We start from the raw sequence: 13486 nt of genomic DNA on the forward strand, positions 1-13486 counted from the left end.
TCCCGATGACGCTTAGTCCCCGCGACGCACGCGCCGTGATTTTTTCACTGGCCCTTGGCACCTTTGGTATCGGCGTGATCGAGTTCGCCTCGATGGGGTTGTTGCCGTTTTATGCCGCCGATTTCGGCATCAGCGAGGCACGCGCCGGGCACGCGATTTCGTCTTATGCGCTGGGGGTGGTTATTGGCGCCCCGATCTTGGCAGTGTTGGGGGCCAAGCTGCCGCGCAAAGGCTTTCTGATCGCGTTGATGGCGTTTTACGCGCTGGCCAATCTGGCAGCCGGGGCCGCGCCCAGTTTCACCAGCTTCGTTATTGCGCGGTTTTTCTCGGGACTGCCGCATGGCGCTTATTTCGGCATGGCGATGCTGTTTGCTGCCGATCTGATGCCCGAAGGCAAGCGCGCGCAGGGGATTGCCTGGGTGATCACCGGGCTGACGGTCGCCAATATTATCGGCGTCCCACTGGCCGGGGCCATCGGGCAATATTTCGGATGGCGCTGGGGCTTTGCGATTGTCGCGGTGATCTGCGGCGGGTCGGCGATGCTGATCGCACGCACCGCGCCAAGTGTTGCGCCCGATCCCAATGCCAGCCCCTTGCGAGAACTGGGTGCGCTGACCAATCGCTCGGTCTGGTTGACGCTGGCAGTGGGCGCGATCGGCTTTGGCGGGGTGTTTGCGGTCTATTCCTATTTATCAGCGGCGATGATCGCGACCCATGCGGGGCCGGACTGGACGATTCCGCTTGCGCTTTCGGCGTTCGGGGTTGGCGGGACGGTGGGCAATATGATCGCGGGAAAGCTGTCGGACTGGTCGCGGTTTGGCGCCGGGCTGATCCTGCTCTGCGGAATGATCATCGTGCCGCTGCTCTATACGCTGACCATCGGCGACTGGCGGGCGATGGCGCTGGCCATGGTGGCGTTGGGAATGACCGCAGGTATGGTTATTCCGATGCAGGTGCGCCTGATGGAGGTCGCGGGCGATGCCCAGACACTGGCCGCCGCGCTCAACCACGCGGCGTTTAATTTTGCCAATGCGCTGGGGCCGTTTCTGGCGGGACTGGCGCTGAGCGCGGGCTATGGCTGGCAGGCGACGGGCTATGTCGGCTCGGCGCTGGCCATCGCGGGACTGGCGTTCTTGGGTATCGCCTACCTACACGCGCGGCGCACCACCCCGCTTAAGGCGGCCTCGATCAGGCCGCCTGCTTAAGGCCGACCTCGGCGGGGATAAACACCTCATGCAGCGCCTTGATCGCGGGTTGCAGATCATCGCGCTCCAGCACGAATTGCACATCGACATTGCGCGGCCCCTGCGTCGCCCCCACGCTTTCAAGCCCGGCATCGGCAAGCGCCTGCAAGCCCCGCGTCAGCGTCGAAAGACCCCGCAGATCGCGCCCGATCACCGAAGCCATCGCCAGCATCCGCGCCGAAACCTGCGCCGAAGGATAGCGCTTGCTCAGGTCTTTTTCGACGCGTTGCAGCACGTTGATCGGCGCATCGACGTAATGCGTGATCGTGTTGGCATTCGACGCCTTGGACACGATGCGCACGTCATGGCGCGTCAGCGATTCAAGGATCGCCGCGTCATAGCCTTTGACGCCAACCATATCCTGTTCGAACACCTCAAGAGAGATGATCTCAAGCCCCGTCACGATTTCCACGGCGGGCGTGTCGGCGGGTTTGTCGTCAATCAACGTGCCCGGATCGCCCGGCTCAAACGCATTGGTCACGCGCAAGGGCACATCGGCCTGACGCAGGGTCTTGGCGGCTTTCGGATGGATCGCCTCCATCCCCATGTTCGACAGCTGATCGGCCACGTCGTAATTCGTATGACCCAGCTTGCGCACGCTGTCCGCGCCGACCAGATTCGGATCGGCCGAGGACAGGTGGAATTCCTTGTGAATGATCGCTTCGCGCGCGCCGGTCAGTGCCGCGAGACGCGAGAACGTCACCTCGGAATAGCCGCGATCAAACTCGCGCATCAGCCCCTCGGAGCATTGCGCATAGCCCGTCACAATGGGCATTTCGGTTCTGGGATCGACATCTTTCAGCGCGTTCAGGATGCGCGAGTCCAGATCGTGATCATGTTCATCGCGCCATCCCGACAGATCCACCAGCCGCGCATTCACGCCCGCGCGTTGCAGCAACAGCGTGGTGACATAGGCCGAGTGCGCCTCGCCCAGGCCCGACAGCAATTCGCGGATGTGCAGCATGTGCTGGGACAGCCGGAAATGCCCGTAGGAACACAGCCGTTGCAGATCGATCAGGCAGTTGCGCGCCCCTTCGATGCGTTCGCGCACGAACTCGCTGGCCTGTGCGATGTCGCCGGGATGATCCAGCACAGCTTCATGCGCCGCGATCATCGCGCTCGACACGCGGGTTAGCGCCTCGTGCCAGCCGTGATCGCTATCGGACTTGGCAAACTGCGCATAGACCCCGGATTCACCGGTTTTCTTATGCTCCAGCAAAAGGTTTGTGATGCCACCAAAGGCCGAAACCACGAAAATCCGATTATACAGATCTGCGCCCTCGCGGCCGCCGATGAACAGCGTCTTGCGCAGCTCATCGACGCGGCTCATTGAGCTACCGCCGACCTTCTCAACAGTGTGTTTTTGCTGGGTCATATCAGCCCTCATGCCTGTGCGAGATCTTCAGCCGGGGCGTAAGATCCATCCTCGCGATGCACCTCGGTGCCCGTCACGGGCGGATTGAAACAGCACGCCATCACAAGGTCTTCGTCCCCTGCCACCAAGCGGTGATGGTCATGCAGGTTGAGCGCATACATCACGCCGGGCTTGATTTCGTGGCGGGTGCCATTGTCGAGCTCGGTGATGTGGCCATTGCCCGAGATGCAGTAGACGCTCTCGAAATGATGCTTGTAGTGGAAGGTGTGATCCGACCCCGCCTTGAGCGTGGTGATGTGGAACGAAAAGCCCATCTTGTCATCGGCCAGCAGCATGCGCACGCTGGTCCAATCGGCATCCGCCACGGCGCGGTCAGTCGTCTTGAGTTCGTTGAAGTCGCGAACGATCATATCGTGTCTCCGTATCTGTGTATTTCGGTGTCGAGGCGCTTATTCTGCCGCGATTTTGGTGCCCGAAGCCATCACTTCGCTGGTCGCCTCACGCAGGATTGCCAGACCCGTGCGGAAAGTTTCCATCGGCGTGGTCAGCGGCGCAAGCACCTTGACCACCTGATCCTCATTGCCCGAGGTCTCGATCACGAGACCTTTTTCAAAGCACAGCCCGCAGATTTCCGAAGCCAGTTCGCCAGTGCCGACATCAACGCCCTGCATCAGCCCGCGTCCCTTAAGGAATGCGTCCGGCACCAGATCGGCCACGGCTGCCAGACCTTCGCGCAGCACGTCCGCCTTCACGGCCAGTTCACGCTGGAACGTATCATCGGCCCAGAATTTCTGGATCGCCACGGTCGCGGTGACGAAGGCATGGGTGTTGCCGCGGAAGGTGCCGTTATGTTCAGCAGGGCCGAACACGTCGTAATCGGGACGGATAAGCAGCAGCGCCATCGGCAGGCCAAAGCCCGAGATCGACTTGGCCTGCGTCACCAGATCGGGCATCACGCCCATCTCCTCGAACGAGAAAAACGTGCCCGTGCGCCCGCAGCCCGCCTGAATATCGTCGATGATGAACAGCGCGCCATGCTTACGAGCAACCTTTTCGACGCCTTGGATAAATTCGGGGCTGGCGGCGTTCAGACCACCCTCGCCTTGCACGGTTTCCAGCATGATCGCAGCAGGCGCATCCACACCACCCGAGGCATCCGACAGCATCTGATCCAGCAGCGCGACCGAATCCACGCCATCGGCGTAATCGTCATAGGGCAGACGGGTGACGCCCTGCGTCTCCATCCCCGCACCGCCCCGGTGATAACCGTTGCCAGTCGCGGCCAGCGCGCCCATCGTTACACCGTGAAAGCCGTTGGTGAAGGCGACGATATTGGTGCGCCCTGTGGCCTTGCGCGCGATTTTCATCGCCGCCTCGACGGCATTCGCGCCGGTCGGACCGACGAACATCACCTTGTGATCCATCCCGCGCGGAGCAAGGATGTGATCGGTGAACGCGGTCAGGAAATCGGCCTTGCTGTCGGTGTGCAGATCCAGCGCGTGGCCCATCTTGTTTTCTAGCAGATGGTTGATCAGCGCCTCTTTCATATCCGGGTCGTTATGCCCGTAATTGAGCGAGGAGCAGCCCGCGAGAAAGTCGATATAGGTGTTTCCATCGGCGTCGCACAGCTCCGAGCCTTGAGCGCTGGTGAACACCGTATCAAAGCCACGGCAATACGAGCGGGCATTGGATTCGCGCTGGGTGAAGATCGTCTTGTCATTGGGGGAGGTCATGGGGGGCTCCGTCTATTTGGGATGAAAGGGCGTCGCGGCCGGATCAGGCGGCTGCGCGGGCCTCTTGCGGGAATGTGATCGTGACCATGTGCTCGGTCGCGGCATGGCCGTCGAAATGGTCGTCTTCATGGAAATGCGCTTCGTCACTCAGCTCGCCACCGATCGAGCGCGCGAAGGACCGAAACAGCCCCCAGCTTGCGCCGTTGGATTTCGTGATCGTGGTCTTGAGCCGGGTGCAATCGGCGGTCTCATCGCGCGAAATCAGGTGACGCAGCATCCGCTTGCCAAGACCAAGCCCGCGCGCCTCGGGGGCCACAGCGACCTGCCAGACAAAGAAACTTTGCGGATCAGAGGGCGCGATATAGCCCGAGATCCAGCCCAGCAACTGACCGTCACGCTCGACCATCACGCAGGTGTCGCGGAAATGGTCGCATTGCAGTAGGTTGCAATACATCGAGTTTTCATCAAGCGGCTTGCAACGCTGGATCAGCTTCCAGATCTCGCTGCCATCTTGGGCATCGGGTTTGCGGAACACCAGAGAAGGCTTTGACTTGATCGACTCAATTTGCGGCACGTTTCCTGTCCTTTTTTGCTTCGGTTGACTAAGTAACCCACCCAAGCAAAAATTTCAACAAGCGAAAGACAGAAATGCCGCGAATCTCCATTAGCCCTTTAAATAAAGGACAAATTACCCTAGATATCATTCGTATGACAAACCAAAACAACTTCAATCAAACGAGCAAGCTTAGGAAAACAAAGCAATTGAACGCTTCGGCGCTCTCTGCGATATTGGGCCATCTTGATGACAAAGAGGCCCGCCATCTCATGGAACGCGTCGATACCAGCCTGATCGCGCTGCGCCGAATTTTGCGCGCAACCGAGATGTTCGGACGTGATCTGGCCAAGGCGGCGGGGCTGACGCCAGCGCAGTTTCGCGTGCTTCAGGTGGTGGCGGAAAACGGGTTTTCGACGCCCAAAGCCATCGCAACCCGGATGAGCGTAAGCCAAGCCACGATGACGGCGCTGCTCGACAAGCTTGAGCGCAAAGAAATGCTGACACGGCAACGCTCGCAGAAGGATCGCCGCCAGACCGATATCGTGATCACTCCGCTGGGGCGCGCCGCGATGGAGGATGCGCCCGACGCGCTGCAGCAGATTTTCGTGCGCCGCTTTGAGGCGCTTGAGGATTGGGAACAGGCGCAGTTGATCGCCTCGCTGGAACGCGTCGCCTCGATGCTGGATGCGCAAGAAATTGATGCAGCACCGGTGCTGGATTGGGGCGATATTTCCGGTCGTCCCAGCTAGGGCGCGACCGCTATTGCAACTGGCGCAACGCGCCGCCACTGTGGCTTGATCAACGATCGGAGCCATCCATGCCGCTTGCCAAAGCCCCCTTCAGCCAGTCCGAATATGACCGCCGCATCCGGCTTGTGCGCCAGTCGATGGCGGAACGCGGCATCGACGTGCTGTTCGTCACCAACCCTTCGAACCAGTTTTGGCTGACCGGATATGACGGCTGGTCGTTTTACACCCATCAGGGCGTGATCCTGCCGCTTGAGGGCGCGCCGTTCTGGTGGGGGCGTTTCATGGACGCCAATGGCGCGCGCCGCACGGTCTGGATGGAGGAAGAAAATATTCTTCATTACAATGACATGATGGTGCAGTCGGAAGTCTCGCATCCGATGGAAGACCTGGCCTCGCGGCTGCGCATCATGGGCTATGGCGACGCCCGGATCGGCGTCGAGATGGAGACCTATTTCTACACCGCCAAGGCCCATGCCGTTCTGCTTGAAGGACTGCCCGAGGCCGAGATGATCGACGCCAGCGTCTTGGTGAATTGGCGGCGCTTGATAAAATCGGAAGAAGAATTGACGTTCATGCGCCGCGCGGCGCGGATTTCCGAGCTGGTAATCACCCGCGCGATGGATCTGATCGAGCCGGGGATGCGCAAGCATGACCTCGTGGGCGAGTTGTATCGCACCGCCGTTCAGGGCGAGGAGGATAGCTGGGGCGACTACCCCGCGATCGTGCCGATGCTGCCGTCGGGCGAAGATGCCTCTGCCCCACATCTGACGTGGAATGGTGAGGCGCTGAAATCGGGCGAGGCGACCTTTATCGAGCAATCGGGCTGTTATCGCCGCTATCACGCGCCTCTGTGCCGCACGGTGTTCTTAGGCAAGCCGCCACAACATATGGTGGATGCCTCGCAGGCGCTAACCGAGGGGTTGAATGCCGGCATCGAAGTGGCGCGCGCGGGCAACCGTGCCTGTGACATCGCGCGTGCGCTCAACACGGAATTGCTCAAGGTGGGGATCGAGCGGCCCAATCGCGCGGGTTATGCGGTTGGCTGCTCCTACCCGCCCGATTGGGGCGAGCATACCGTGTCAATCCGCGACACCGACGAAACCGTTCTGGAACCCGGCATGACCTTTCATTTCATGCCCGGCTTGTGGATGGACGATTGGGGGATGGAGACGACCGAGACGATCCTCATCCGCGAGAACGGGGCTGCCGAACCGCTTAGCCACATCGCGCGCAAGCTGTTCATCAAGGATTAGGCCAATGCGTCTTGAGATTACCAGCGCGATCCTTGGCGATTTGATCGGTTTTCCCAGCGTTTCGTCGCAAAGCAACCTCGCAATCATCCACTACATCGCCGAGCGGCTTGAGACAGGCGGCGCGCAGGTCGAGGTGATGCTGGATGAGAGCGGGCAGAAGGCGAACCTCTTTGCCACCTTGGGCGCACCGCGTAGCGGCGGGCTGGTGCTGTCGGGTCATTCTGATGTGGTGCCGGTCAGCGATCAGGACTGGTCGAGCGATCCATTCGTGATGCGTGAAGACGATGGGCGGCTTTACGGGCGCGGGGCGTGTGACATGAAGGGTTTCATTGCGGCCTGCCTTGCCAGTCTTGATACGCTGCGCGAGGCCGCCAAAACTCGCCCGGTCCATTTCGCTTTCACCCATGACGAAGAGGTCGGCTGTCTGGGCGCGCAATCGCTGGTCAAACTGCTGGACGCGCGGCCAGTGAAACCCGCGCTTTGCATCATTGGCGAGCCGACCTCGATGCAGGTCTATGACGGCAACAAGGGATGCTGCGAATATACAGTGCGCTTTGAGGGCCGCGCGGGCCATAGTTCAGCCCCCGATAAGGGCGTGAATACGGTCGAATATGCCGTGCGCTATATCAACCGCCTGTTCGATCTGCGCGCCGCGCTGATCCGCCGCTGCCCCGAGGGTTCGCGGTTCGATCCGCCGGAAACGACGCTGAACGTGGGGGCCCTGCACGGCGGCGTGTCGCATAACGTGATCGCCCCGCGCGCCGAGCTAAGCTGGGAGATGCGCCCGATCAACGCTGCCGATATGGCGTTCGTAAAAGACGAAATCGCCGCCTATGTCGCCGACACCCTGCTGCCCGAGATGCGCGCGATTGCCCCCGAAGCCGGGATCACGACCGAGACCGTGGGCGAAGTGTGCGGGTTAGAGCCGATGGATGACAACGCCGCCCGCGATCTGGTTTTTGCACTGACCGGACAGAATCACGCCGGCTGCGTCGCCTTCAACACCGAAGCCGGGTTGTTTCAGGCGATCGGAATGGAGGCGGTGATTTGCGGACCGGGTTCGATCGAGCAGGCGCATAAGGCGGATGAGTTTGTGTCACGCGACCAACTTTCGCAATGTTTGAGCATGTTAGAGCGACTGGGCGCGCCGCGCTAGCGGCTTACGCGCTTGCATATGGCACTAACGCCAAGATTTCCTGACTTATTTCGCGCGCCATCGTCCTGTGAACGCCACGTAGGACCGTCGAAAAGGTTGCGCCCAAGACGAAGTCCATTTACGACATGCATATGTCGGATTTTGACAATTCCAATATTTGCCCCATCATGGGCAACATCTTGCCGACACTGGCCCGGTCGAATTCCGGGCCCGATGGCCAATCCCGCGGCGGCAGCCCGCGCGGCCCTAATCTCATAAATGCTGCCACCACAGGAGGATACGCATGAAGAATTCCACACTCGCCAGTCTGTTTCTGGCACTGCCGCTGGGCGTGCTTGCAGCACCGGCCGCATTCGCCGCTGACGGTGAATGCGGAAAGGTCACCGAAGCCGAGATGAACTGGGCTTCGGCCGGTGTCGCGGCATGGGTGGACAAGATCATTCTTGAAAACGGCTACGGTTGCGATGTGACACTGGTCACCGGCGACACGATGCCGACCTTTACGTCGATGAATGAAAAAGGTGAGCCAGACATCGCCCCCGAGCTTTGGGTGAACGCCGTGAAGGTCGCGCTCGACAAAGCTGTCAGCGATGATCGCATGGTGATCACAGCTGAAATCCTCCAGGATGGCGGCGTCGAAGGCTGGTGGATCCCGAAATACATCCAGGAAGCGCATCCCGACATCAAGACCGTCGATGACGCGCTGAAGCATCCCGACTTGTTCCCCGATCCCGAGGATTCCTCGAAGGGCGGCATCTATAACTGCCCGGCGGGCTGGAACTGCCAGATCTCGACCGCAAACCTGTATCGCGCCTATGGCGCCGAGGAGAAGGGTTTCAATCTGGTCGATACCGGTTCCGCAGCCGGGCTTGATGGCTCGATTGCCAACGCCTACGAGCGCAAGAAAGGCTGGTTGGGCTATTACTGGGCTCCGACCGCGATCCTGGGTAAATACGAGATGGTCAAACTGGATGCCGGTGTTCCCAATGACAAGGCGAACTGGGACGAATGCACCTCGCAGCCCGACTGTCCCGATCCCGTGCCGAACGCCTACCCGGTTTCGGATGTCTTTACGGTCGTGACCAAAGACTTCTCGGAAAAGAACGCCATCGCAATGGGCTACCTGTCCAAGCGCGAATGGTCGAACGACACCGTGGGCAAGTTCCTGGCTTGGCAGACCGACAATCAGGGCACGAACGAGGATACGGCTTACTACTTCCTCGAAAACTACCCGGACGTCTGGAAGGCTTGGGTCTCCCCGGAAGTGGCCAAAAAGGTCGAGGACGCGCTCTGATCGCGACCTGAATATCTTTGGCGCGCGTGGGAAGATCCCTGCGCGCGTCATTCATTTGAACATCGCGTCAGCTCGCGACCAGAGGACTTTATAGATGGCAGCTTCCTGCTGGGGCCTTCCGGAACTCTTGTGTGAGTTCCCCGCCCTCTCCGACAAAAGCCTGCGCCTGATGCGTCTGGGAATCGACAACGGTTTCCGCGACATCGTGCGCCACTATTCCGATCAGATCGACGCGGCGACCCGCCCGTTGCAATGGTTTCTCAACACGCTTGAGAACGCCTTTACCAACACACCTTGGTTTATCGTTCTCGCGATTATTCTTGGCGTGGTCTGGCTGGCATCGCGCAGCATCAAGATCGTGATCGGATCGGCCATCGGCATGTGTCTGATCGGCGTCTTCGGGCTGTGGGAAGACACGATGACCACGCTCGCGATGGTGGCGGTGGCGACCCTGATCGCGATTGCCTTGGGGCTGCCGATTGGCATTCTCGCGGCGCGCTCTGACCGCTTTCAATCGGTGCTCAGCCCGGTGCTGGACGTGATGCAGACGATGCCGTCTTTCGTCTATCTGATCCCCGTCGTGGTGATCTTTGGCATCGGCAAAGTGCCCGGCGTGATTGCTGTGGTGATCTATGCTGTGCCGCCGATGATCCGTCTCACGAACCTTGGCATTCGCCTTGTCGATAAAGAGGTGATCGAGGCCGCAGATGCCTTTGGTGCCAGCTCGCGTCAAAAGCTGTGGGGCGTGCAATTGCCGTTGTCGCTGCCCACGATCATGGCGGGTGTGAACCAAACCATCATGATGGCGCTGGCGATGGTCGTCGTGGCCTCGATGGTCGGCGTTGGCGGTCTTGGTAAGAATGTGCTGCAAGCCATTAACAACCAGTTCTTCACGATCGGGTTCCTGAACGGCTTTGCCCTTGTGGCGATTGCGATCATCTTCGACCGTGCCAGCCAAGCCTTTGGCAAACGGTTGCAGAAACACTCGGAGGTCGGCCATGACTGATAGCTCAACCAATGCTAGCTCGAACAATGCGCCCGAAAACCGCTCGGGGATCGAGATCCGTCACCTCTACAAGATCTTTGGTCCGAACTCCGAACGCTACGTCGATGCCGTGCAAAAAGGCATGAGCAAGGACGAGCTGAACGACAAGCACAACCACGTGCTGGGGTTGCAGGACATTAACCTCGAACTGCCGCCGGGCCAGATTTCGGTGATCATGGGGCTGTCGGGGTCGGGCAAATCGACCCTGATCCGCCATATCAACGGGCTGATCATGCCGACGGCGGGCGAGATCTTGTATAACGGGCGCGACGTTATGAAGATGACGCCCGATGAGCTGCGCGAATTCCGTCGCCACGAAACGGCGATGGTGTTCCAGAAATTCGCGCTTCTGCCCCATCGCACCGTGCTGGAAAACACTCGCTACGGGCTGGACATTCAGGGCATCGCCACGTCGAAATCCAATCCGATTGCACGCAAATGGATCGATCGGGTGGGGCTGTCGGGCTATGAAGATTACTATCCAAACCAGCTTTCAGGGGGCATGCAACAGCGTGTCGGTCTGGCGCGCGCGCTGACCAATGACGCCGATATCTTGCTGATGGATGAGGCGTTCTCGGCGCTTGATCCGCTTATTCGGATGGATATGCAAAAAGTGTTGCTGGACCTTCAGGCCGAGCTGAAAAAGACCATCGTCTTCATCACGCACGATCTCGATGAGGCGCTGCGTCTTGGCGATACGATCGCGATCTTGCGCGATGGTGCGGTGGAACAGGTCGGTACGGGCCAGGAAATTGTGCTGCGCCCGGCCAATGATTACATCGCCGAGTTCGTGCGCGAGGTGAACCGGGGTCGCGTGATTCGCGCGGCAACCGTTGCCACCCCGCTGCCCGAGGGCGATGTCGCCCTGCCCAAGCTGCGGGTGAAGGGAACGACCACGCTGGAACTCGCTGCGCGCAAGCTGGCCGACAAGGATGTGCGCAACGCCACCGTGCTTGGCAAGGATGGGCGCCCGATGGGCGTGATCGACATGCACACGATGCTGACCGCGATGGTCACGCCCGCCGAAGTAGATGACGGCGATGACGATCTGGACGAAGAGGACGCCGCCTGATCGGGCCGCGTTTTCTAAGCGGAGCGCTTGGCCAATGGCTTGAGTGCTCCGCTGCTCATCTGGCGCAGAGGCGCTAAATCAAACTGCAATGGATGTTCGGTTGGGGCAGGATCGCGGCGTCGCCCCGTCTTGGCGCGCCCCGTCTTGCCCCAAAGCGATTAGAACCAGCTCGGGCCGCGTTTGGACAACCGTGCCATATTCGCTTGGGTGTGATGGCCGATGCGGGCCATTGATTCCGAAACCACACGGTCAGGGCTATGCCCTTGCAACAGCGCGGTAAAAGCGGCATGTCCCGCCTCAAGCACGGCCATCGGCTTTTCCTGCACCATGCGGACATTTTCATTTTCGGGAACATTCCAGAGCCCGGCAATGCCGGCTAGGCGCATCGCGATTACCGATTGCGCCTCAAAGCCAATTTTTGCTGCATCGAAACCGATGCGGATCGCTTGAAGGGGGTCCATGTAGTGCCTCGCATTTTTTGCCATTGCAGGCCCGGAAATCCGAGACTTACATATCAGTGTTAAATTAGTGTGCCCTTTGAGCCCGATGCGCCACCCAATTGTCAAATTTACCTCGGGTCACACGCGATCAGTTGAAAAACGCGCCTAATAAGACACGGTCGCGCCCTTACGCACCAATTCGCCTTGATTTCACAGCGTTGTGAGCCAAATTCGTCAGCAATTCGTAAAGTTTGGTGTGCATTGTGCGTCTATGCGCCGCTGAATGTGCATTGACTCCGCCCGCTAAACCGAACCATTCGGTTCAAAACCAGACGAACCTCGCACGAATGTGACCGACTTTAACCGACGGACCCTATCAAATGATCAAACGCCTCCTCATCGCCATCGTGCTGCTTATTCTCATCGTTGGCGGAATCGTCGGCTTCAACATGTTCCGCTCGAAGATGATCGCGCAGTATTTCGCGACGATGAAACAGCCTCCCGTGGCCGTTTCCGTCAGCGAGGTGAAACCGATCACATGGACGCCGGGGCTTGAGGCGATTGGCACGGCATCGGCCGCGCAGGGCACCGATCTGGCCGTTGAAATGGGCGGCACGGTGCAGGAGGTCAATTTCAAGTCCAATGACAAGGTCAAAAAGGGTCAGCTTTTGCTGAAAATCGATGACCGCTCTGAGCGCGCCGATCTGGAAGCCGCCAATGCCGGGTTGGATCTGGCGGAAACGAACCTCAAGCGGTCTCGCGAGTTGTCGCAGCGTGGCGTGTCGGCGACCTCGAACCTTGATCAAGCCGAGGCCACCGCGCAAGAAGCCCGCGCAACCGTAGCAAAGCTGCAAGCCTTGCTTGAGAAAAAGCGTCTTGTTGCGCCCTTTGACGGTGTGGTGGGCATTCCGCAAGTCGAGCTGGGCCAATATGCGGCCACCGGCACGACCTTTGCGACGCTGCAAGACCGCGATCACATGCGGGTCGATTTCACGCTGGCCGAACAGCAGGCGCGTCAAGCCGTGGTCGGTCAGGCGGTGGAAGTCACGACCGAAGACGGCACGCTTGACCTCAAAGGGGAAATCACCGGCGTAGAACCCAAAATTGACGCCAATTCGCGCCTAGTGACCCTGCGCGCCGAAGTCGCCAACGATGATGAGCGCCTGACGCCGGGCCAATTCGTGCATGTCCGCGTGATCCTTCCCGAAGAAAAGAACGTGATCGCGCTGCCGCAAACCGTCGTGAGTTCAAACCTTTATGGCGATTCCATCTTTGTCGTGCGCAAGGAAACGCCTGACGGTGCGGACAAGCCGCAACTGATCGCCAAGCAGGTTTTTGTCACGCTGGGGCGCCGCTCGGGCACGCTGATTGAGGTCACCAAGGGTCTGAAAGCAGGCGACATGGTGGTGAATGCCGGGCAGAACAAACTGAACTCCGGCGCGACGGTGAGCATCGACAACAAGATCTCGCCCGATCCCGATGCCCCGACGCAGGCCGATGTGATGAAAGCGCTCGATATGCATGAAAGCACCGGCCAAGACGCCGCGAAATCGCAGTAAGGGGCGCGGA

General features: G+C 59.8%; 13 protein-coding genes. 8 read left to right on the top strand and 5 right to left on the bottom strand.

Features of this window, described 5'->3' with window-relative positions; genetic code table 11:
• Positions 1 to 5: 5 nt before the first annotated feature.
• Positions 6 to 1205, top strand: coding sequence for an MFS transporter (locus DT23_RS15515; protein WP_038132669.1), 1200 nt, complete (start codon positions 6 to 8; stop codon positions 1203 to 1205).
• On the opposite strand, the gene DT23_RS15520 is transcribed toward DT23_RS15515, so the two are convergent.
• The 4 genes from DT23_RS15520 to ectA are packed head-to-tail and all read right to left on the bottom strand — an operon-like array spanning position 1189 to position 4926.
• Positions 1189 to 2619, bottom strand: coding sequence for an aspartate kinase (locus DT23_RS15520; RefSeq protein WP_038132670.1), 1431 nt, complete (start codon positions 2617 to 2619; stop codon positions 1189 to 1191). The two genes, DT23_RS15515 and DT23_RS15520, sit on opposite strands and share 17 nt — an antisense overlap.
• An 8-nt stretch (positions 2620 to 2627) precedes the next feature.
• Positions 2628 to 3029: an ectoine synthase gene (locus DT23_RS15525; RefSeq protein WP_038132671.1), complete on the bottom strand. Its 402-nt coding sequence runs from the start codon at positions 3027 to 3029 to the stop codon at positions 2628 to 2630.
• A gap of 39 nt (positions 3030 to 3068) precedes the next feature.
• Positions 3069 to 4352, bottom strand: coding sequence for a diaminobutyrate--2-oxoglutarate transaminase (gene ectB, locus DT23_RS15530; protein WP_038132672.1), 1284 nt, complete (start codon positions 4350 to 4352; stop codon positions 3069 to 3071).
• A gap of 43 nt (positions 4353 to 4395) precedes the next feature.
• Complete coding sequence (gene ectA, locus DT23_RS15535) at positions 4396 to 4926, bottom strand: diaminobutyrate acetyltransferase (protein WP_038132674.1); 531 nt, start codon at positions 4924 to 4926, stop codon at positions 4396 to 4398.
• Positions 4927 to 5177: 251 nt separating this feature from the next.
• Between ectA and DT23_RS15540 the strand changes: the two genes are divergently transcribed.
• The 6 genes from DT23_RS15540 to DT23_RS15565 all read left to right on the top strand — a co-directional run bounded on the left by DT23_RS15540 (position 5178) and on the right by DT23_RS15565 (position 11477).
• On the top strand, positions 5178 to 5657 hold the full coding sequence (locus DT23_RS15540; RefSeq protein ID WP_038132761.1) for a MarR family winged helix-turn-helix transcriptional regulator: 480 nt from the start codon (positions 5178 to 5180) through the stop codon (positions 5655 to 5657).
• Positions 5658 to 5725: 68 nt separating this feature from the next.
• Positions 5726 to 6910, top strand: coding sequence for a M24 family metallopeptidase (locus tag DT23_RS15545; RefSeq protein ID WP_038132675.1), 1185 nt, complete (start codon positions 5726 to 5728; stop codon positions 6908 to 6910).
• Between the two features lie 4 nt (positions 6911 to 6914).
• On the top strand, positions 6915 to 8066 hold the full coding sequence (gene argE, locus DT23_RS15550; RefSeq protein ID WP_038132676.1) for an acetylornithine deacetylase: 1152 nt from the start codon (positions 6915 to 6917) through the stop codon (positions 8064 to 8066).
• A gap of 283 nt (positions 8067 to 8349) precedes the next feature.
• Positions 8350 to 9360 carry an ABC transporter substrate-binding protein gene (locus DT23_RS15555; RefSeq protein ID WP_038132677.1) on the top strand — a complete coding sequence of 337 codons (1011 nt, stop codon included), beginning with the start codon at positions 8350 to 8352 and terminating at the stop codon, positions 9358 to 9360.
• A gap of 94 nt (positions 9361 to 9454) precedes the next feature.
• Positions 9455 to 10366 (top strand): ABC transporter permease, encoded by a 912-nt coding sequence (locus tag DT23_RS15560; RefSeq protein WP_038132678.1) that lies wholly within the window; start codon positions 9455 to 9457, stop codon positions 10364 to 10366.
• Positions 10359 to 11477, top strand: a complete 1119-nt coding sequence (locus tag DT23_RS15565; RefSeq protein WP_051697350.1) for a quaternary amine ABC transporter ATP-binding protein — start codon at positions 10359 to 10361, stop codon at positions 11475 to 11477. The genes DT23_RS15560 and DT23_RS15565 overlap by 8 nt, the downstream gene beginning before the upstream one ends.
• Before the next feature lie 158 nt (positions 11478 to 11635).
• Here DT23_RS15565 and DT23_RS15570 read toward each other — a convergent pair whose 3' ends face one another.
• A complete protein-coding gene (locus DT23_RS15570) occupies positions 11636 to 11938 on the bottom strand; it encodes a hypothetical protein (protein ID WP_051697351.1) in 303 nt (100 codons plus the stop codon).
• A gap of 359 nt (positions 11939 to 12297) precedes the next feature.
• Here DT23_RS15570 and DT23_RS15575 point away from each other — a divergent pair, with 359 nt between their 5' ends.
• On the top strand, positions 12298 to 13476 hold the full coding sequence (locus tag DT23_RS15575; protein WP_051697352.1) for an efflux RND transporter periplasmic adaptor subunit: 1179 nt from the start codon (positions 12298 to 12300) through the stop codon (positions 13474 to 13476).
• Positions 13477 to 13486 lie beyond the last annotated feature (10 nt).

The sequence above is a fragment of the Thioclava indica genome (genome assembly GCF_000714545.1).
Lineage (GTDB): Bacteria > Pseudomonadota > Alphaproteobacteria > Rhodobacterales > Rhodobacteraceae > Thioclava > Thioclava indica.

What these genes read in the sequence shown, in the direction of transcription:
- DT23_RS15555 (WP_038132677.1), top strand. Translation starts at nt 8,350, where the DNA reads ATGAAGAATTCCACACTCGCCAGTCTGTTTCTGGCACTGCCGCTGGGC.
- DT23_RS15525 (WP_038132671.1), bottom strand. Translation starts at nt 3,029, where the DNA reads ATGATCGTTCGCGACTTCAACGAACTCAAGACGACTGACCGCGCCGTG.
- DT23_RS15560 (WP_038132678.1), top strand. Translation starts at nt 9,455, where the DNA reads ATGGCAGCTTCCTGCTGGGGCCTTCCGGAACTCTTGTGTGAGTTCCCC.
- ectB (WP_038132672.1), bottom strand. Translation starts at nt 4,352, where the DNA reads ATGACCTCCCCCAATGACAAGACGATCTTCACCCAGCGCGAATCCAAT.
- DT23_RS15575 (WP_051697352.1), top strand. Translation starts at nt 12,298, where the DNA reads ATGATCAAACGCCTCCTCATCGCCATCGTGCTGCTTATTCTCATCGTT.
- DT23_RS15565 (WP_051697350.1), top strand. Translation starts at nt 10,359, where the DNA reads ATGACTGATAGCTCAACCAATGCTAGCTCGAACAATGCGCCCGAAAAC.
- DT23_RS15515 (WP_038132669.1), top strand. Translation starts at nt 6, where the DNA reads ATGACGCTTAGTCCCCGCGACGCACGCGCCGTGATTTTTTCACTGGCC.
- argE (WP_038132676.1), top strand. Translation starts at nt 6,915, where the DNA reads ATGCGTCTTGAGATTACCAGCGCGATCCTTGGCGATTTGATCGGTTTT.
- DT23_RS15520 (WP_038132670.1), bottom strand. Translation starts at nt 2,619, where the DNA reads ATGACCCAGCAAAAACACACTGTTGAGAAGGTCGGCGGTAGCTCAATG.
- DT23_RS15545 (WP_038132675.1), top strand. Translation starts at nt 5,726, where the DNA reads ATGCCGCTTGCCAAAGCCCCCTTCAGCCAGTCCGAATATGACCGCCGC.
- DT23_RS15570 (WP_051697351.1), bottom strand. Translation starts at nt 11,938, where the DNA reads ATGGACCCCCTTCAAGCGATCCGCATCGGTTTCGATGCAGCAAAAATT.
- DT23_RS15540 (WP_038132761.1), top strand. Translation starts at nt 5,178, where the DNA reads ATGGAACGCGTCGATACCAGCCTGATCGCGCTGCGCCGAATTTTGCGC.